Origin of the sequence: Bradyrhizobium sp. RT6a (genome assembly GCF_040547675.1) — a bacterium.
Lineage (GTDB): Bacteria > Pseudomonadota > Alphaproteobacteria > Rhizobiales > Xanthobacteraceae > Bradyrhizobium.
Map to the genome: position 1 here is coordinate 1,511,854 of NZ_JBEPQC010000001.1, position 19,029 is coordinate 1,530,882.

Genomic DNA, 19,029 nt, shown 5'->3' on the forward strand with positions numbered 1-19,029 from the left:
ACTTCGCAAGTGCGGGAACGTTCCCTTGACTGGCGTGCCGGTGCTGAACAGGCGGGGGCTTTCTACAATCATGATCGCACAGAGGAGATGGTGAGATGCGCATCGCGCAGGTAGCTCCGTTGACGGAGGCTGTTCCACCCAAGCTGTATGGCGGCACCGAGCGGGTGGTGCATTGGTTGACGGAAGAGCTGGTGGCCCTTGGGCACGATGTGACGCTGTTCGCGAGCGGCGACTCGCAAACCTCGGCAAAGCTGGATGCGCTGTGGCCGCGGGCACTCCGTCTCGACGGTTCCGTGCGCGATCCCAATGCGCTGCATATGGTGATGCTGGAGCGGGTGCGGCAGAAATGTGACGATGAGGAGTTCGACTTCCTCCACTTCCACCTCGATTATTATCCGTGGTCGCTGTTCTACCGGCAGCCGACACCGTTCCTGACCACGCTGCACGGCCGGCTCGACCTGCCGGAGCATCAACCGGTCTTCAACACCTTCTCGAAGGTCCCCGTCATCTCGATCTCGAACGCGCAGCGCCGGCCGGTGCCGCAGGCGAACTGGGTAAGGACGATCCACCACGGCCTGCCCGAGAATTTGCTGACGCCGAAGCCGGCGAAACAGGAATATCTCGCCGTGCTCGGCCGCATCGCGCCGGAAAAGGGCGTCGACCGCGCCATCAAGATCGCGACGCATTGCGGCATTCCGCTCAAGATCGCCGCCAAGGTCGATCGCGCCGACCAGGATTACTATGACGAGCTGATCCGGCCGATGATCGAGAACAATCCGCTGGTGGAATTCATCGGCGAGATCAGCGATCATGAGAAGTCGGACTTCCTGAGCGGCGCACTCGGCCTTTTGCTGCCGATCGACTGGCCGGAGCCGTTTGGCCTGGTGATGATCGAAGCCATGGCCTGCGGCACGCCGGTCATCGCCTTCAACCGCGGCTCGGTGCCCGAGATCATCGACGATGGCCTCACTGGCTTTGTCGTCGAGGACGTCCTCAGCGCAGCCGGCGTCGTCGGTCGCCTGCCGCAACTCGACCGCTCCCTCATCCGCAAGCAGTTCGAGACGCGCTTCACGGCGCGGCGCATGGCGCTGGATTATCTCGCGGCCTATCGCAGCCTCGACGAGGAACAGGCGCCGCGGATCAAGCTGGTGAGCAGCGCGGAGTAGCAGGAGCACGCGCCCATCCCATCGCGACCGTCATGGCCGGGCATGTCCCGGCCATCGACATTTGCGTGGGGCGCGCTCCTCTCTATCAACCGTCATTGCGAGCGCAGCGAAGCAATCCAGGCCGTCCCGGCGGAGAGATTCTGGATTGCTTCGCTGCGCTCGCAATGACGGAAGAATGCGGTACTCTATCTCACCACCGCCCGCTTCGGCTCGACGATCTCGAACATGCGCGGGAATTCGTCCATCAGGCCCATCAGCTCGGCGAGGCGCATCGGATTGCCGGCGAATTTGACCTTGCCGGCGGCCACCGCCTCCGGGAAGCTGGTCAGTTTTGCGATCACCTCATCGAGCGTCGACCGCGCGAGCGTGAAGCTGGCATCTGCATTGTCCGCCTGCATGCCCGCTGTGTAGGTGAGCGCGCAGTTCTCCAGATTGAGCACGAAGGTCTCGCCCGTGTCGGAAAAGCTCCAGTTCAGCACGATGTGCTTTCCTTCCGCCTTCGGTCCGTTGAGGCGGATGCCGAGCACGTCCCAGAGCTGTGAGGTGCGCAGCGCCGCCAGCGTCTCGCGGGGCATTGGCGGGCGTGCCGGCACCTTCGGCATGCCCTGGCGCAATTCCTGCGCGCCGAACAGATAGGCATTGCGCCAGGTCGCGCTTTCGGCGGCGTAGCCGAGCTGCTCCAGCGTATCCGCCAGCAACGCACGCGCGGCCTGATTGTCCGGCTCGGCAAAGACGAGATGGCCGAGCGCCTGCGCCACGAAGCGGAATTCGCCCTTGTCGAAATCGACACGCGCCCGCGCGAGGATGGCGCCGGCGCCGCCCATGTACTCGACGAATTTCTTGCCCGACTCAACCGGGGGCAACGGATCGAGATTGACCGGATTGGCGTCGTACCAGCCCAGATACTTTTGATAGATCGCCTTCACATTGTGCCGGATGTGGCCGTAATAGCCGCGGCCGTGCCAGGCGCCCTCCAGGCTCGTGGGCAGCTGGATCGTTTCGGCGATCTCGGCCGCGGTGAGGCCGTGGTTCATCAGGCGGATGGTCTGGTCATGCGCGAACTTATAGAGGTCGCGCTGCTGGCGGATCATGGTGCCGATGCGTTCGCGTCCCCACACCGGCCAGTGATGCTGGCCGCACATCGCCTCCGCCTTGCCGTCCCAGAGCTGCAGGGCCTCGCCCAGATATTTCGACCAGGCCAGCGCGTCGCGCACGTCGGCGCCGCGGAACGGTAGCAGATTGTGGAAATTGTGGGTGCAGTTCTCGGCCAGGTTCAACAGCTTGTAACGCGGGATGAAGAAATGCATCTCCGCCGGCGCTTCGCTGTTCGGCGCCATCTGGAATTCGAACTCGACGCCGTCGATCACGCGCCGGTCGCCGGTCGCCATGATCAAATCGGTCGGCCGCAGCAGCGCCACCGAACCTGCCGCCATCGACTTGCCAAGGCCGCAATCGACCTGCCCGCGCGCACCCTTGGCGAGGAGCGGCCCGAACTGGTACTGCGCCCGGCGCAGCATCGCAGGTCCCGCGATGATGTTCTCGGAGACGGCATGCTCCATGAACAAGTTCGGCGCGATGATCGGCACGCGGCCGGTCGCGAGTGCATCCTCCTCCAGCACGCCGCGCGCGCCGCCCCAATGGTCGGTGTGGGTATGGGTGAAGATCACGGCCGCGACCGGTCGCCGGCCGCGATGCCTGTAGTAGAGATCGAGCGCGGCGCGCGCGCCCTCGATCGAGGTCAGGGTGTCGACGACGATGACGCCACTGTCGCCTTCGATCAGCGTCATGTTGGCGATGTCGAGCCCACGCACCTGGTAGATTCCGGGTACGACCTCGAACAGGCCGTGCTGCATGTTGAGCCGCGACTGCCGCCACAGGCTCGGATTGACCGTGGCCGGCGCCTGCTCTGCGGCGAGAAAGCCGTAGGGCTCGAGGCTCCAGACCGTCCGCCCTTGCGGATTGGTGATCTCCGCGTTCTCGATGGTGCCGAGAAAGCCGCGCGCGGCGTCGTCGAAATCCCGCGTGTCGGAAAACGGCAACGCATTCAGCATCGCCGTCTGCTGCGCGATGACGGACGGCGTTGCGCTCTTCGGCCCGTTGCTGGACGTGTCTGCCATCTCGACCTCCTCCCCGCCTGTTCCGCGGCATCTAACCGCATCTCGTGGCCGATTGCCATGGCGGGAGGACGCAGCAACGCGTAGCCCCGCGCCCACAGGTGGAGAGAAGCAGCTTGTTCGCAGCTACATGCCCAGCAGCCTCGGCAACCACAGCGACAGGCCCGGCCAATATGTCACGACCACCAGGAATGCCAGCATCGTCAGCAGCCATGGCCACACCGCGACCGTGAGCTCGGTGATGCCCATCTTGGCAATGCCTGAGGCGACGTAGAGATTGAGGCCGACCGGCGGATGGCACAGCCCGACCTCCATGTTGACCGTCATCAGGATGCCGAAATGGATCGGATCGATGCCGAGCTTGATCGCAACCGGAAACAGGATTGGCGCCATGATCAGGATGATCGAGGACGGCTCCATCACGTTGCCCGCCACCAGCAGCAGGAGATTGACGAGGAGCAAGAATCCAATCCAGCCGAGGCCCTGGTCGATCATCCATTGCGCCAGCGCTTGCGGCACGTTCTCGTAGGTCATCAGGAACGAGAACAAGACTGCGTTGGTGATGATGTAGAGCAGCATCGCCGAAAGATTTGCCGACGACAGCAGCACGCGCGGCACATCTCGCAGCTTCAGATCCTTGTAGATGAACACTGCGACGACGAAGGCGTACACCGCACTGACGGCGGCAGCTTCGGTCGGTGTGAACAGGCCGCTGTAGATGCCGCCGATCACGATCACGATCAGCAGGATACCCCAGATCGACTTGCGGAACGCATCGAAGCGTTCGTAGAAGGTTGCTTTCGGCATCCTCGGATAGTCGTTACGCCAGGCCCGATAGAACGTCGTGGCGCCGAGCAGCATGGCGAGCACGAGCCCTGGCACGATGCCGGCGATGAACAGCTTGCCGACGGAGGTGTTGGTGGAGACGGCAAAAAGCACCATCGGAATCGAGGGTGGAATGAGAATTCCCAGCGAGCCCGAGGTCGTGATCACGCCCGCCCCGAACCTCTTCGGGAATCCCTGCGCGACCATCGCGGGCAGGATCACCGATCCGATCGCCACCACGGTGGCCGGCGACGAGCCGGAAATCGCGGCGAACAGCGCGCAGGCGACCACGCCCGAGAGCGCGAGGCCGCCGTACCAATGCCCGACCAGCGAAGTCGCGAACGCGATCATCCGGCGTGCCACGCCGCCATGGGTCAGGAAGTTGCCGGCAAGGATGAAGAACGGGATCGCCATGATCTCGAAGCTCTCGATGCCGGTGAACAGCTTCAGCGCCACCGATTCCGTTCGCACGTCGGTCAGCGTGAACATGAAGCTGAGCACGGTGAGGCCGAGCGCGATCGAGATCGGCATGCCTGTGAGCATCAACGACAGCAGAAGGCCGAAAACCACGGCGACACGCAGGCCCTGCGGCAGCGTGATCACGTGCGCGGAGTGGGCGAAGCACACGGCCACGATCAGGACCGGCAACAACATCAGGACCCAGCCGAGCGGGCTGCGTTCGTCGCGGATGACCTGACTGCGCGTGACCGGGGCCGGATGGACCGGGTCTACTTCCACGCCCTCGACGCCGGCCACGTCGTGATGCGGCAGCTCGCCGGTGTGATAGAACGACCAGGCAACCTGCAGGAAGCGGAAGCACATCAGCCCGGAGCCGAGCGGGATGGTGAGATACACCAGCCACATCGGCGCTTCGAGATCGTTGGATTGCTGGCCGGTCTGCCACATCTGGCCGACGAACGCGGCCCCGAAATAGCAAACGATCGCGGTGAAAAGGGCGCCGCACATCAGGCCGAACGTGATGACGCGGCGGCGCGATCCGCCCGGAAGGACGTTGACCAGGACGTCGACGCCGACATGGATGCCGGTGCGCACCCCGTAGGCCGCACCGAACTTCGCCATCCAGATGAACATGTAGATGCAGAGTTCCTGCGCCCAGGACAGGTCGAGAGCGGCAAGCCAGACGAACGCGGCTCGCGCGGGAACGGACAGGAAGGCCAGATTGCGCGCCTCTGCCCATTTGGCGATGTCGATCGACAGCCCGGCGCCATATCGGTGCAGCACGGCAACGAAGATGAGCGATGTCGCGGCCGCGATCATCGTCGCGATCAGCCATTCCTCGAGATGATTGAGCACACGATTCAATGCACGCAGCAATTTGGTCCCCTCAGCTTGGCTCATCATTCAAGAGCAACGGCCGGGAGTGCGATCACTCCCGACCGTTCATGGTTGTTCTCAAAGCGCGCCGGCGTCAGTTCATCTTGACGTCGAGTTCCTTGGCGACGAGATCGAGCACTTCCTGCCCCACCCGCCCCTTTGCCCATTTGTAGGTCGGCTGCATCGCTTCCTGCCACGCCTTGCGATCGGCGTCAGTCAGATAATGCAGCGTGGTCTTGCCCGTCTTCTTGATCTCGGCCAGTGCATCCTCGTTTTCCTGGTGCGCGATCTGGTTGGTGTAGTCGGTCGCCTCGTTCATCGCCTTCTCGAGCTGGGCGCGGATATCAGGCGGCAGGCCGGACCAGAATTTCGAATTGACGATGACGGCATATTGCAGGTGCGCGTGATAGGACACGGTGATGTCCTTCTGCACCTCGTAGAACTTCTGCGTCAGGTAGTTGGACGCGGTGTTCTCGCAGCCGTCGACCACGCCCGTCTGCAAGGCCTGGTAGACCTCGGAAAACGCCATGATCTGGGGGATCGAGCCCATGATACGAAGATATTGGTCGGCGACCTTCGATCCGGAGATGCGGAATTTGAGCCCCTGGAAATCGGTCGGCTTCATCAGGGCACGGTTGGCGGAGAGCATGTGGAAGCCGTTGTCCCAATAAGCGAGCCCGGTGATGCCCTTGGTTTCGAGCTTCTCGAACAGCCACTTGCCAATCTTGCCCTTCATCGCGTTGGAATAGGTCTGGTCGTCCTTGAACAACCAGGGCAGGTCGAGCGCCTCGAACTCCTTGATACCGAGCGGTGCGAACTTGGCGGTCGAGGGCGCGAGCATCTGCACCGAGCCGAGCTGCAGCGCCTCGATCTCCTCCTTGTCCTTGTACAGCGTGGAGTTCGGGTAGATTTCAATCTTGACCTTGCCGTCGGTGTACTTCTCCGCGAGCTCCTTGAACTTCAGCGCGCCTTTGCCCTTGGGAGTGTCGTTGGCGACGACGTGGCTGAATTTGATGACGATGGGGCTCTGGGCCTGGGCCAAGACGGGTGACAAGACAGGCGCCACGAAAAGTGCTGCGGCGGCGACCGCAAGAAGCAGCTTGCGCATGAAGGTACCTCCCAACAACCTCTAAAACCGGGTCTTTTTTGTTTTCCGGTTTCAGTAGTGGCAGCAATCCGCTACCCGAACAACTAGACCTAAGCCCAATTTGCCGCAGCCAAGCTATCTTGCGCAACCCGGCACCCGCTGCCGTTCCCGGAAGCGAGCGCTTATGTCGCATTGCGGCAGTGCGATCAGCCGCTGCGCTGGGCGACCATGAACAGACGCCGGAACGGAAACAGCGTCTGTCCCGCGGCGTTCTTCGGATAGGCTTTCGCGACCCGCATCCCATAGGCGGCTTCGAACGCGGCCTTCTCGTCGCCCTGCAAGATGTCGAGATAACGCGTCAGCCAGGTCCCCTTGGTCCACTCCTTCACGGGGTTCTCGCCTTCCAGCACTTGCAGATATTCGGTCTCCCAGATGTCGATATTGGCCGACATCGGAGCAAGAAGACCGTGATAGTAGGCCGGCCCTTCGACCGGCGGCGGCGTGACGAGATGCTCGACCTTGGACCGCCAGGGACCGTCCAGCGCGGTCTCGCCGATCAGCACATGCGAGGGTGCCAGAAAGTTGCGCGGCATCTGCACAGCGAGCATTCCGCCGGGCGTTACCTTCTCCATGATAGATGGAAACAGTGCCGCATGATTGGGCAGCCAGTGCAGCGCGGCATTGGAATAGACCACGTCATATTGTTTCATCGGGCGCCAGTGGCCGAGGTCCTCGTGGGACCATTCCACGTCCGGTGCCGCCTTGCGGCCGGCAGCAACCATCTCGGCCGAGCCCTCGACACCGGTCACCGCCGCGTCCGGCCAACGCTCCTTGATCAGCTTGGTGACGTTGCCGGCGCCGGCGCCGAGATCGGCGACCGCACGCGGGGCGAAATCCGGAATCCGCATCAACAGATCGATGGCGGGCCGAAGCCGGTGACCGGAGAACTTTAGATATTGCTGCGGGTCCCAGACCATCGCCGACGCCTTTTCTTTTTCGTGTTTCCTTCACCGTTGCTCTTGGTTACCACTGCTCGTCCCGCTCAGGCAATTCGCAAGCCGGCCCGACGGGGCAGGAAACGAACAGCAAGAAGCAAAACGCAAACAAGAGAGCGTGTGACCATGGACCTTGGGCTCAAATCGAAAACCGCCGTCGTCACCGGAGCGAGCGTCGGCATTGGCCGCGCCATCGCCAAGGGCTTGGCTGCCGAAGGCGTGCACGTCGTCGGCGTGGCACGGCGCACCGACCTGCTCGCCGAGCTGGTGACGGAAGTCGGCTCCGGCCTGATCACCCCGTTCGAGCAGGACGTGATGGCCAAGGACGCGGCGGAGAAGATTTCGGCTTTCGCCGTGAGCGAGCTCGGCCATGTCGACATCCTCATCAACAACGCCGGCGGCAGCCGCCCCCTCCCCGTCGATGCGCCCGACAGCCAATGGGACGAGGCGATCGCGCTGAATTTCACCAGCTACCGCCGCATCGCGCATGCGCTGCTGTCGCAGATGATCGAACGCAAATGGGGCCGCATCGTCAACATCACCGGCAAGTCCGAACCCGAAGGCCTCAACGCTGCCTTTGCCGCCAAAGCCGCCGTGCACGCCTGGGCCAAGGGCCTGTCCCGCGAGATCGGACAGCACGGCATCACCATCAACTGCATCCCGCCCGGCCGCATCATGAGCGAACAGATCCGCCGCAACTACGCGCCCGATTATCGCGAGCGGTTCGCGGAAGAAGAGATTCCCGTCGGCTATTGGGGCGAGCCGGAAGACCTCGCCGCGCTCGCGGTGTTTCTGGCGTCGCCCGTGGCGCGGTACATCACGGGCACGGTGATCCCGGTGGATGGGGGACTGAGGAGGTATCAGTTCTAGGGGCGTGCGCTCAGCCTCTCGCCCTTTCTAACTGACAAGCGATGGGAGGGATGAAAGTGCACGGGTTCGCATCCCGCCCTCTCTTTCAAGGAACCACGGGCCTGATCCTTACGTTGCTCCAGCGTCACTGGAGGAAAATTCATGTCCAAGAAGTCACTCGCCGACATCGCGAATGAAATGGCCGGCATCGACATTGCCATTCTTTCGACCCACACCGAGAATGGCGAGATCGCCAACCGTCCCATGAGCAACAATGGGGACGTCGCCTATGACGGCACGTCGTACTACTTCAGCTATGAAAAGGCTCGGGCCGTATCGGATATTCAACGCAATCCGAAAGTAGCGCTCGGATATTCATCAGAAGCGGGCCTTCTTTCGCAGGGGATCTACGTTGCCGTTGAAGGCACTGCCGAACTGATCCGGGACAAGGCGACTTCCAACAGCATTGGACGAGTGATCTCGACAAGTGGTTCGATGAGGGCGTCGATACGCCAGGCATCGTGCTGATCAAGGTGAAAGCCAACCGCGTAACCTATTGGAAGGGGCGTGAAGAGGGAGAGGTCGAGCTCGGCTAGGTGATCGTGCGGCGATTTTTGCAGTGGTTCTTCCGCAACCGCGAAACCGGTGCCATCACGATCGCTCAGTGGCCCAACCTTGTACTGTGGATCGTGATCGTTGCCGGCGTTCTGCTTTGGATCTGGCCTTCCGCGGGCAAAGTCAGCGCCGGTTTGACAATCCTGGTAAAGGGCGGGCTCATCATCTGGGCCGCCGACGAGATTGTCCGCGGCGTGAACCCCTGGCGGCGCTGTCTCGGTACTACCGTGATCGCCTATGAGTTCTTGACTCTTCTGCTGTGAAGCCGTGCCAGTTTCTTGAGGCGGCGGAATAGCCGGCTCACAAACGTAGGAGCGGACTTCGCCGAGCCATGCGCGGCCTGCGCATGGCGTGGCTGTTACCGACATTGAGCGAGCCGCCGAGGCCGAGGCTGCTGCAGAGATCGCCGCTGTTATTCGATCACGTCGTCCGCGCGCACCAGCAACGACGGAGGTATCTCCACGCCGAGCGCCTTTGCGGTCTTGTGGTTGATAACGGTCTTGAACTGCGTCGGCTGCTCGATGGGAATCTCCGCGGGGTTGGCACCCTTCAATATCTTGTCGACGAAAACAGCGGCGTGGCGGAACATTGCGGTGAAGTCGACACCGTAACCCATCAGGGCCGCCCCCCGGGAGGCGACGATGGGTGCGGCAACCGATGGCACATGGCACTTGTCCACAATCGCGGCCACCATGGACGTGTTGGTGACAAACGCGTTTGCGTCCGTGATCACGAGGCCGTCCATAGAATTAGAACCGACGAGTGACAGCGCGCTTTCGAGATCGCCGGGGACGTCGACCTCGATAGGTAGTAGCTCCATCTTCAATGCCTGCGCTGCGTTCCTCATGGTGCTCATGGTAGCGTTGTTCAGTGGATTTCCTCGCTGCATGAGCACCCCTACGCGTCTGGTCGAGGGAGCCAAGCCTGCGAGGATCTCCAAGCGCTTTGCAGCTAGTTCTATCAGGAAAAAGGTCTGTCCCGTGATGTTGCCGCCAGGATGAGCCATGCTGGCTGCAAGCCCTATGGTCACCAGATCGGGGCCCACGATCATCACGGTCGGAATTCTTGTCGTTGCGTTGTGAGCGGCAAGAATCCCGGGAAATGTGGCTGTGACGAGAACGTCAACATCAAGAGCGACGAGTTCATTCGCAAGCGCCGGCAGCCTGCCGTCGTCGCCGCCGGCGTCGCGATATTCGACATGAACGTTCACGCCGTTAACCCAACCGAGATCGCTGAGCCCCTTGATGAATGCGTCGACTTCCAGATTCCGCGGTGGAGGGAGGAGAAGGCCAATTCGGGGCACTCGCTTTGCTTGCTGTGCTCGCGCTGCCAGAGGCAACGCAGACGCCACAGCAACCAAAGTCAGGAATTCTCGTCGTTTCATTACCAATCCAATCTCATACACCCCGGCTGAGAACAGCCATTGTTCTACGTTGGTCCAAGCGAACTGATGACCGGGTCGGGTCAGAGGCGGCAGTCTGCACCGGAGGCGATGACTTCTGCTCGAGCCAGACTCCGGACCTGCCGATGCCCTACGCCAACCGACGATAAGGGCCAACGAGCGACGTCATCCCCCGCAGCAGCGGCTCGGATCATGGCGAGAGCGACGCCACGTAGGCAGCCAGCGCGATCATGTCGTTTTGCGACAGCTTTTCGACAGTCTGTTGCATCAGGGAGCTTGCGCTTGCCACGCGCCCCCCGCTTTGGAATTCATGGAGCTGGCGCACGATGTAGGTCGGCGAGCGCCCGGCAATTGGCGGAATATCACCGACGCCTTTCAACTCCGGACCGTGGCAGCTACCGCAGGCAACGGTGATTCCCGATCCACCCGTCTTGGCGAGTGTTTCTCCCCTCGCCAGGCTTCCAACCGGCACATAGGCTGTGAAGCTCGCCCGGGAGTCTCGAAGCTCGAACTGATCCACATCGTCCGGTACCTCGACGATGCGCGGGCCGAGGATTTCGGAGCCGCCCTCCGGGCTTTTGACGTAGAACAAGCGGGATGGCCCTGTCTTTGGAATGCTTTCGCTTTCGACGACCTTGATGATCTGCTTGGGCTTCTGCGCAGAGAAATAATCTGCCGCAGCGCGCACCTCGGCGTCGGTCATGGCTTTGACTGACGCCATCATCAATTGTGTGGAGGGCCTCTCCGGCCCCGACATCTTTCGCGCGCCGCTTTTGAAATCAGCCAGCTGCTGAACGAGATAGCTCGCCGGCAAGCCCGCGAGACTCGCATTTTCAGGACCGCCGGTGCCCTCGACGCGATGGCACGATCCGCAAGCGCGGACATCCGGCTTTCGTCCGTTGGCAACGATTTCCGGCATGGCCGGGTGGTCGTCCGGATGCCAATCGGGCGCAAAGAAAAGATCGCGCGCCTGCCTCCAGCTGAACGCGGCGTTGCTGCCGGCGAGTTGATTGGGCTTGTCGTCAGCCGGGGGCACCTTGACGGTCGGGTCCCACAAGAACGCCCAAGCCGGAAGCCCATTCTGCGCCAAGGCAGCGGTCGCGGTGAGGATCAGGGCTGCCCACAAAATTGGCACAGACATCTTCATGGCAATAAACCTCTGCAAATGCATCGAGTAAAATCAGCGAAAAAGAAAAAAGAAACTTAGCACTTCGAAAGCGGAATGCCGGAGCTGCACGCCTGGATCTGCTTCACCACAGGAAGCGCACATCGCTCCTTCATGGGAAGCACCCGATGGTCTTTTGCCGATCGGTGCAATCCTGGCATCCTGCCAGTGTTTTGCCCGACGCGTCAACGTCAGGGCCGCCGCGAATGTCATCGCTGCGCGTTTCGGAAATCCCTTATTAATCAAGGGGCCTTCTACTGTGCATGGGGTTGTTTTCGCGTTTTTTGTTTTGAGCCCTTAAAAAAAACATGCACATGACCACTCACCCCGCCTGCAAGATCTCCGCAATCGCGGCCCCCGCCGCGATCGTGCCGAGTTTGCCGCCGACGTCGCGCGTCGTCCTGCCCTCGCCGATCGCCTTCGTTACGGCCGCCTCGATCGCACGCGCGGCTTCCTCGTAGCGGACCGCGCCACTCTTCTCGCCGTACCAGGCGAGCAGCAGGGCCGTCGAGAGGATCAACGAGACCGGATTGGCAACGTCCTGTCCAGCGATGTCGGGCGCCGAGCCGTGCGCGGCCTGCGCCATGGCGTGGCTGTGACCGACATTGAGCGAGCCGCCGAGGCCGAGGCTGCCGGAGAGCTCGGCCGTGAGATCGGACAGGATATCGCCGAACATGTTGGTAGCGACGATGACGTCGAAGCGGTCGGGGTTGCGCACCACATGCGCCATCATGGCGTCGACGAGGATGTCGTCGACAGCGAGGCCGGGATAGGCGTTCGCCGCCTCGCGGCAGATCTCGAGGAACATGCCGTCGCCGAGCTTGAGCACATTGGCCTTGTGCACGATCGTCAGATGCTTGCGCCGCTTCATCGCCAGCCGGCACGCCGCATGCGCGATGCGCTCGCAGCAATGGCGCGTGATCCGACGCAGCGAGATCACGACATCCGACGTGACCAGCATCTCGCCATTGCCCTGCTCCATGTTGCGGTCGGCGTAAAACCCTTCCGTGTTCTCGCGCACCACGACGAGGTCGAAATTGCCGACCCGGCCGGACAGCCCCGCATAGGTGCGTGCGGGTCTGACATTGGCGTAGAGGTCGAGGTTCTTGCGAAAATGCCGCGAGGGATTGATCTCGCCATGGGCCTCGTCCTTGAAGTCGAAGGTCGCGGTCGGCCCGAGGATCAGCCCATCGGCGGCGCGGACGATCTCGAGCAGCTCGGGACGCACCGTCGTACCAAATTGTTTGAGGCTCGCATGACCGACTGCGTGCTCCTCCAGTCGCAGATTGAGCTGGAAGCGTTCGGAGGCCGCGCGCAGCACGCCTGATGTCGCAGTCGTGATCTCGGGCCCGATGCCGTCACCGGGCAAAACGACGATGTGCATGGCGATCCCCTGACATTGCAGCAGTTCGCGCGATCATACGCCGGCGCGCAGGTTCATCGCCCAGCCTTCGCGCATACACTGCATGCAAGCATATGCCTGTGGAAGGCGGCCGCGCCGTAGTACATGCCAAGTCCCTGGAGCCGGCCGCCGGAGCAACGCGCGAACGCAATGACAATCACGTTACCCGCCGGCGCGCGCGAGCCCGACCACACCATTTCCGACGGCCTTCCGGCCGCACAGCGGCGCTGGGCCATTGCCGCGATCTTCACCGCGCTGGCGATGGCCTCGCTCGACACCGCGATCGCAAACATCGCGCTGCCCGCCATTGCCGGCGACCTGCATGTCAGCCCGGAGCAGTCGGTCTGGGTGGTCAACGTCTACCAGATCGCGCTGGTGGCGACGCTGCTGCCGCTCGGAGCGCTCGGCGAGATCGTCGGGCACCAGCGCATCTATCTCGGTGGCCTGATCCTGTTCACCATCGCCTCGCTGTTCTGCGCGGTGGCCTGGTCGCTGGACAGCCTGCTGGTTGCGCGCACGCTGCAAGGGCTGGGTGCGAGCGGCATCATGAGCGTCAACACGGCGCTGGTGCGTTTCGTCTATCCCGGCCGGATGCTCGGCCGCGGCTTCGGCCACAATGCGTTGGTGGTCGCGACCGCCTTCACCTTCGGTCCCTCGATCGCATCCGCCATCCTCGCGGTCGGCCCGTGGCCATGGCTGTTCGCCGTCAATATCCCGTTCGGCCTCGTCGCGATCGGCATCGGATTTGCGATGCTGCCGAAGACGCCGCGCGCCGATCACGGCTTTGACTTTCTCGGCGCGGCCCTCGCGTCGGCCTGTCTCGGCTTGTTCATCACGGGCATCGGCAGTGCCGCGCATAATCTCTCACCGGTGGTCGTTGGCATCGAGCTGGTCACGGCGTTGGTGCTCGGCTTCATCCTGACGCGCCGCCATGCCGACCATCCGGCGCCGATGCTGCCGATCGACCTGTTCAGTCGGCCGATGTTCGCGCTGTCGGCGGCGACCGCGGTGTGCTCGTTCGCGGTGCAGGGCCTCGCCTTCGTCTCGCTGCCGTTCTATTTCGAGGACGTGCTGGGGCGTTCGCAGGTCGAGACCGGCTTCTTCATGACACCGTGGCCGCTGGTGGTCGGCATCATGGCGCCGATCGCCGGGCGCCTCTCCGACCGGCACGCGGTCGGATTGCTCGGCGGCGTCGGGCTCGTGCTGCTCGGCCTCGGCATGGCGCTGCTCGCGATGCTGCCGGCCAATCCTGCGATCCCCGACATCATCTGGCGGATGGTGATCTGCGGTATGGGGTTCGGCTTCTTCCAGGCGCCGAACATGAAGGCGGTGATGTCGAGCGCGCCGCCGCATCGCAGCGGCAGCGCCTCGGGCATCGTCGCCACCGCGCGCCTGACGGGGCAGACGATGGGGGCGGCGCTCGCCGCCCTCTGCTTCTCGCTGGCCGGTCACGATGGCGCAGTCGTGGCATTGGCGCTTGGCGCGGGCTTTGCCGCGCTCGGCAGTGTGATGAGTTTTTTGCGGCTGGCGGTGAAGTAGACCGTCAGGCTAGATGTCGGGCCGCCGGCACCTCGACAGCCGCGACCGGAATGACCGTCTCCTCGTCGAGCGCGGCGAGGCGCGTATCGATGGCAGCGATGACCTTGCGCGAGAACGGCCCGAGATGGGCATAGGCCGCGATCATCTGCACGGCGATCCGCGCCGATGTGGTGTCGCGCTTGGCGCAGTTCATGAAGGTCTGCCACAGCGGACCGCGCGCCTCGGGAAGGGCTGTGACCACCTTGTGCACCGTTTCCATCGCGCCGATCCGGGCGCGGATATCGCCTTCCGCGAGCTCCTGGCGCTGGCGAGAGCGGTCGAGCAGCGTCATCAGACGGTCGATGCGCCTTGCATAGGCCTCCGGGCTGTAGATGTGCTCCAGCACGCGCTTGTAGTCCGTCAGGATGTCGCGCAACGGGCGCACCGGATCGAAGTTGATCCCCGCGGTGCACTGATCCGCGCCGATGGTCGGCGCCAAATCGTGGCCCGGATGCAGCCGGCCTTCGCGCTCGAGGCGGCGCGTCAGCTGCGTGTTCGGCAAGGCATAGAGCAGGCCGACCATGCTGACCGGGATCGCCGCCTCTTCGATGAAGTCGATCATGGCATCCGCCATCGAGAGCTTCTCATTGTCGAAGCCGACGATGAAACCCGCGGTGACGAGCATGCCCGCGGCGTAGATCTTGTGGATGCTCTCGGCGATGTTGCGCCGCGTGTTCTGCTTCTTCCGCATCGCGACCAGCGTCGCCGGATCCGGACTTTCAATACCGACGAAGATGGCGAAGAAATTCGCCTGGCCCATCAGGTCCAATAGCTCGGGATCGTCGGCCAGATTAACCGAGGCCTCCGTCGACAATTCGAAGGGATAGCCGTGAGCACGCTGCCATTCGGCAAGCTGCGGCAGGAACAGCCGCAGCGACTTCTTGTTGCCGATGAAGTTGTCGTCGACGAAGTCGAGATGGCCGCGGTAGCCCATGGCGTAGAGCCTGTCGAGCTCGACCAGCATTTGCTCATTCGTCTTGGTTCGCGGCACCCGGCCATAGAGCTCGATGATGTCGCAGAATTCGCAGGTGAACGGGCAGCCGCGGGAATACTGCACGCCGAGATAAAGGTAGTCCTCGAACTTAAGGAGGTCGAAGCGCGGCACCGGCGTCTTGGTGACGTCGGCCTGGAATTTCGGCGCGATGAAGACGCCGGATCGTGCGCCACTGTCCCAGGCCGCGACGAATTCGTGGAGAACGCTTTCGGCCTCGCCGAGCACTTGGAAGTCGGCCCTCTCATAGATGTGGGGGCTCGAGGTGGGATCGGGACCGCCGACGACCACCGGCTTGCCCGCGGCACGGCAAATTTCGATCAGGCGCAACGTGTCGGCCTGCTGCGGCATCATTCCGCCGGTGAAGACAACGTCGGCCCAGGAAAGATCCTCCTCGCTGAAGGACTCCGTGTTGCAATCGATCAGCCGGACCGTCCAGCTCTCGGGCAACATCGCGGCAACCGTGATCAGCCCCAAAGGGGCCGCGGGCCGCTTCACGCCCAACACTTTGCAGGATTCGCCAAAGCTCCAGAAGGACTCTGCCGAGAACAGCGGATAGAGCATCAGGACTTTGCAAGGCTGCGGTACGTTCATGGAACCTCTTTTTGGCTGATTCCACTGTAGCAGAGCATCGTCGACTTGCACCCCGGCAAAAGGGACAAACTGTCGCTCTCGGTTCCAGGGGCGCGACGGCGCGGGAGCCGGTAGACGTCGCCCCAAGCCGTGCCGCGAGCCGCCCAGGGGGGAATCTCCGGCGGTTACCCCTCGGACTATTGATTTGAACCTTTCCAATTTGCCGGACACATTGCGCCCCTGCGTCCAATCGGTGGATTGGGCCAATCAGGGGACTGCGATGGCAAACCTAACAATCAACGGAAAAACCTTCACGCTCGACGTCGAGCCGGACACGCCGCTGCTGTGGGCAATCCGCGAGAATGCCGGCCTGACCGGCACGAAATACGGCTGCGGCATTGCACAATGCGGCGCCTGCACCGTTCACATCGACGGCATCGCCACCCGCTCCTGCGGCGTTTCGGTCAGCGAGGCCGTAGGCAAGAAGATCACGACCATCGAAGGGCTCGCCTCCGGCAACGCACTGCACAAGGTGCAGGAAGCCTGGATTGCCCAGGATGTTCCGCAATGCGGCTATTGCCAGAGCGGCATGATCATGGCGGTGGCAGCGCTGCTGAGCGAGAAGCCGAAGCCGACCGACGCCGACATCGACGAGGCCATCACCAATATCTGCCGCTGCGGCACCTTCCAGCAGGTGCGCGAAGCGATCCACACGATCGCAAGCGCGTAAGGAGCCGCCACATGAACAAGCATGTCTCTCCCAGGATGAACCGCCGTGCCTTCGTCATCGGCACTGCCGCGGTCGGCGCAGGTCTCGCAATCGGCCTCGATATCCCCTTCGGCGGCCCCACCGTGGTCCGCGCCGCCGACGGCTCCCCCGAGATCGGCGCCTGGGTCGTGGTCAGGCCCGACGACACCGTCGTCATCCGCATCGCCCGCTCCGAAATGGGCCAGGGCTCGCTCACCGGCCTCGCCCAGCTCGTCGCCGAGGAACTCGAATGCGACTGGTTGAAGGTCTCGACCGAATATCCGACACCGGGCCAGAGCGTCGCCCGCAAGCGCGTCTGGGGCGATTTCTCGACCGGCGGCAGCCGCGGCATCCGCTCTTCGCAAGACTACGTCCGCAAGGGCGGTGCCACCGCACGCGTGATGCTGATCCAGGCCGCCGCCGAGGCGTGGAAAGTGCCGGCGTCCGAATGCACCGCCGCCAACAGCGTCATCACCCACACGCCGTCTGGCAAGACCACGACCTACGGCAAGGTCGCCGAGGCCGCGGCCAAGCTTGCGCCGCCGGCCGACGTCAAGCTGAAGGATCCCAAGGACTGGAAGCTGATTGGCAAGGGCGTGAAGCGGCTGGACACCGCCGAGAAGACCACCGGCACCATGATCTACGGCATCGACATCAAGCTGCCGGGCATGCTGAACGCCGCGATCAAGGATTGCCCGGTGTTCGGCGGCAAGCTGAAGAGCTTTGACGAAGCCAAGATCACCGGCATGAAGGGCGTCAAGAAGGTCGTCAAGGTCGGCGACACCGCGGTCGCGGTGGTTGCCGACACCTGGTGGCAGGCCAAGACCGCGCTGGAGGCGCTGCCGATCGTCTGGGACGAGGGCGACAACGCCAAGGTCTCCAGCGAGTCGATCGCGAAATGGCTGACCGAGGGTCTCGACAACGCGCAGCCGGCCTATGTCGGCAACAAGAACGGCGACGCGAAGGCGGCGATTGCCGGTGCCGCCAAGAAGATCGAGGCGGTCTACAGCTACCCCTACCAGAACCACGCCACCATGGAGCCGATGAACGCCACGGCGGTCTACACAGCGGACAAATGCGAGGTCTGGTGCGGCACGCAGAATGGCGAGGCGGCCTTCGCGGCCACCTTGGAAGCGTCGGGCCTGCCGGCGGAGAAGTGCGACGTGCACAAGGTGATGCCGGGTGGTGGCTTCGGCCGGCGCGGCCAGACCGACTATGTCCGTCAGGCCGTCTTGATCGCCAAGCAGATGCCGGGCACGCCGATCAAGCTTTTATGGTCGCGCGAAGAGGACATGGCGCACGGCCGATATCACCCGATCACCCAGTGCAAGATGACCGGCGCGTTCGATGCCGACAACAATCTGATCGCGCTGCACTATCGCCTGTCCGGGCAATCGATCCTGTTCTCGCTTCGCCCTGAAGCGCTGCAGAACGGCATGGATCCGGCCGCATTCCAGGGCGTCGCCCAATCCGGCGAAGCTGCGTTCGGCTACTCCGTGCCAAACCTCCTGGTCGAGCATGCGATGCGCAACCCGCATGTTCCGCCGGGCTTCTGGCGCGGCGTCAACGTCAATCACAACGCGATCTACATGGAATGCTTCATGGACGAGCTGGCCCAGGCCGCAGGCCAGGACCCGCTCGAATTCCGCCGCAAGCTGATGGGCAATCACCCCAAGCATCTGGCGGTGCTCAATGCCGTGGCCGAGAAGATCGGCTGGAGCACCCCGGCGCCGAAGGGCATCTATCGCGGCATCGCGCAGGTGATGGGCTATGGCAGCTATGTCGCCGGCGCCGCCGAAATCTCGGTGACCGACGGCAACAAGATCAAGGTGCATCGTATCGTCGCCTCCACCGATCCCGGCTACGTCGTCAATCCGGCGCAGGTGGAGCGGCAGATCGCAGGCTCCTTCGTCTATGGCCTCTCCGCGCTGTTCTACGGCGGCTGCACCGTCAAGGACGGCAAGATCGAGCAGACCAACTTCGACACCTACAATTCGATGCGCATCAACGAGATGCCGAAGGTCGAATCGGTGATGGTGCCGAGCGGCGGGTTCTGGGGCGGTGTCGGCGAGCCGACCATCGGCGTCGCGGCGCCGGCGGTGCTCAATGCGTACTTCGCGGCGACGGGCAAGCGCATCCGTTCGGTGCCGTTGCGCGACCAGAACATCACCTTCGCCTGAGAAA

Annotated in this window: 14 protein-coding genes and 2 pseudogenes; 7 read left to right on the plus strand and 9 right to left on the minus strand. The window is 63.1% G+C overall.

Annotated elements, in window-relative coordinates:
- Positions 1 to 95 precede the first annotated feature (95 nt).
- Positions 96 to 1,166, plus strand: a complete 1,071-nt coding sequence (locus ABIC03_RS07180) for a glycosyltransferase family 4 protein (protein ID WP_354056679.1) — start codon at positions 96 to 98, stop codon at positions 1,164 to 1,166.
- A gap of 185 nt (positions 1,167 to 1,351) precedes the next feature.
- Here ABIC03_RS07180 and ABIC03_RS07185 read toward each other — a convergent pair whose 3' ends face one another.
- From ABIC03_RS07185 to ABIC03_RS07205, 5 genes and pseudogenes are all read right to left on the minus strand, one after another.
- Positions 1,352 to 3,283, minus strand: coding sequence for an alkyl/aryl-sulfatase (locus ABIC03_RS07185; protein WP_354056681.1), 1,932 nt, complete (start codon positions 3,281 to 3,283; stop codon positions 1,352 to 1,354).
- 123 nt (positions 3,284 to 3,406) lie between these two features.
- The gene (locus ABIC03_RS07190) at positions 3,407 to 4,687 is read right to left on the minus strand and encodes a TRAP transporter large permease (protein ID WP_354057533.1); all 1,281 of its coding nucleotides are present in this window, start codon (positions 4,685 to 4,687) and stop codon (positions 3,407 to 3,409) included.
- A 222-nt stretch (positions 4,688 to 4,909) separates the two neighbouring features.
- Positions 4,910 to 5,467, minus strand: a pseudogene (locus ABIC03_RS07195) (TRAP transporter small permease); the annotation flags it as partial.
- A gap of 67 nt (positions 5,468 to 5,534) precedes the next feature.
- Entirely contained in the window at positions 5,535 to 6,548 is a 1,014-nt protein-coding gene (locus ABIC03_RS07200; protein ID WP_354056683.1) for a DctP family TRAP transporter solute-binding subunit, read from the minus strand.
- 185 nt (positions 6,549 to 6,733) lie between these two features.
- Entirely contained in the window at positions 6,734 to 7,504 is a 771-nt protein-coding gene (locus tag ABIC03_RS07205; RefSeq protein ID WP_354056685.1) for a methyltransferase domain-containing protein, read from the minus strand.
- A gap of 144 nt (positions 7,505 to 7,648) precedes the next feature.
- On the opposite strand from ABIC03_RS07205, the gene ABIC03_RS07210 reads away from it, so the two are divergent.
- The 3 genes and pseudogenes from ABIC03_RS07210 (at position 7,649) to ABIC03_RS07220 (ending at position 9,249) form a co-directional block, all read left to right on the plus strand.
- Positions 7,649 to 8,392: an SDR family NAD(P)-dependent oxidoreductase gene (locus ABIC03_RS07210; RefSeq protein ID WP_354057535.1), complete on the plus strand. Its 744-nt coding sequence runs from the start codon at positions 7,649 to 7,651 to the stop codon at positions 8,390 to 8,392.
- A 141-nt stretch (positions 8,393 to 8,533) separates the two neighbouring features.
- Positions 8,534 to 8,967, plus strand: a pseudogene (locus ABIC03_RS07215) (pyridoxamine 5'-phosphate oxidase family protein).
- 6 nt (positions 8,968 to 8,973) lie between these two features.
- Complete coding sequence (locus tag ABIC03_RS07220; protein ID WP_354057537.1) at positions 8,974 to 9,249, plus strand: hypothetical protein; 276 nt, start codon at positions 8,974 to 8,976, stop codon at positions 9,247 to 9,249.
- A gap of 149 nt (positions 9,250 to 9,398) precedes the next feature.
- Here ABIC03_RS07220 and ABIC03_RS07225 read toward each other — a convergent pair whose 3' ends face one another.
- From ABIC03_RS07225 to ABIC03_RS07235, 3 genes are all read right to left on the minus strand, one after another.
- The gene (locus ABIC03_RS07225) at positions 9,399 to 10,370 is read right to left on the minus strand and encodes an ABC transporter substrate-binding protein (RefSeq protein ID WP_354056687.1); all 972 of its coding nucleotides are present in this window, start codon (positions 10,368 to 10,370) and stop codon (positions 9,399 to 9,401) included.
- A gap of 208 nt (positions 10,371 to 10,578) precedes the next feature.
- Positions 10,579 to 11,535, minus strand: a complete 957-nt coding sequence (locus tag ABIC03_RS07230; RefSeq protein ID WP_354056689.1) for a c-type cytochrome — start codon at positions 11,533 to 11,535, stop codon at positions 10,579 to 10,581.
- A gap of 340 nt (positions 11,536 to 11,875) precedes the next feature.
- Positions 11,876 to 12,937, minus strand: coding sequence for an isocitrate/isopropylmalate dehydrogenase family protein (locus tag ABIC03_RS07235; RefSeq protein ID WP_354056691.1), 1,062 nt, complete (start codon positions 12,935 to 12,937; stop codon positions 11,876 to 11,878).
- Positions 12,938 to 13,105: 168 nt separating this feature from the next.
- Here ABIC03_RS07235 and ABIC03_RS07240 point away from each other — a divergent pair, with 168 nt between their 5' ends.
- Complete coding sequence (locus ABIC03_RS07240) at positions 13,106 to 14,494, plus strand: MFS transporter (protein ID WP_354056693.1); 1,389 nt, start codon at positions 13,106 to 13,108, stop codon at positions 14,492 to 14,494.
- Between the two features lie 4 nt (positions 14,495 to 14,498).
- On the opposite strand, the gene ABIC03_RS07245 is transcribed toward ABIC03_RS07240, so the two are convergent.
- Positions 14,499 to 16,118: a B12-binding domain-containing radical SAM protein gene (locus ABIC03_RS07245; RefSeq protein WP_354056695.1), complete on the minus strand. Its 1,620-nt coding sequence runs from the start codon at positions 16,116 to 16,118 to the stop codon at positions 14,499 to 14,501.
- Positions 16,119 to 16,377: 259 nt separating this feature from the next.
- Here ABIC03_RS07245 and ABIC03_RS07250 point away from each other — a divergent pair, with 259 nt between their 5' ends.
- Both ABIC03_RS07250 and ABIC03_RS07255 read left to right on the plus strand, forming a co-directional pair.
- The gene (locus ABIC03_RS07250; protein ID WP_354056697.1) at positions 16,378 to 16,827 is read left to right on the plus strand and encodes a (2Fe-2S)-binding protein; all 450 of its coding nucleotides are present in this window, start codon (positions 16,378 to 16,380) and stop codon (positions 16,825 to 16,827) included.
- 11 nt (positions 16,828 to 16,838) lie between these two features.
- On the plus strand, positions 16,839 to 19,025 hold the full coding sequence (locus ABIC03_RS07255; protein WP_354056699.1) for a xanthine dehydrogenase family protein molybdopterin-binding subunit: 2,187 nt from the start codon (positions 16,839 to 16,841) through the stop codon (positions 19,023 to 19,025).
- Positions 19,026 to 19,029 lie beyond the last annotated feature (4 nt).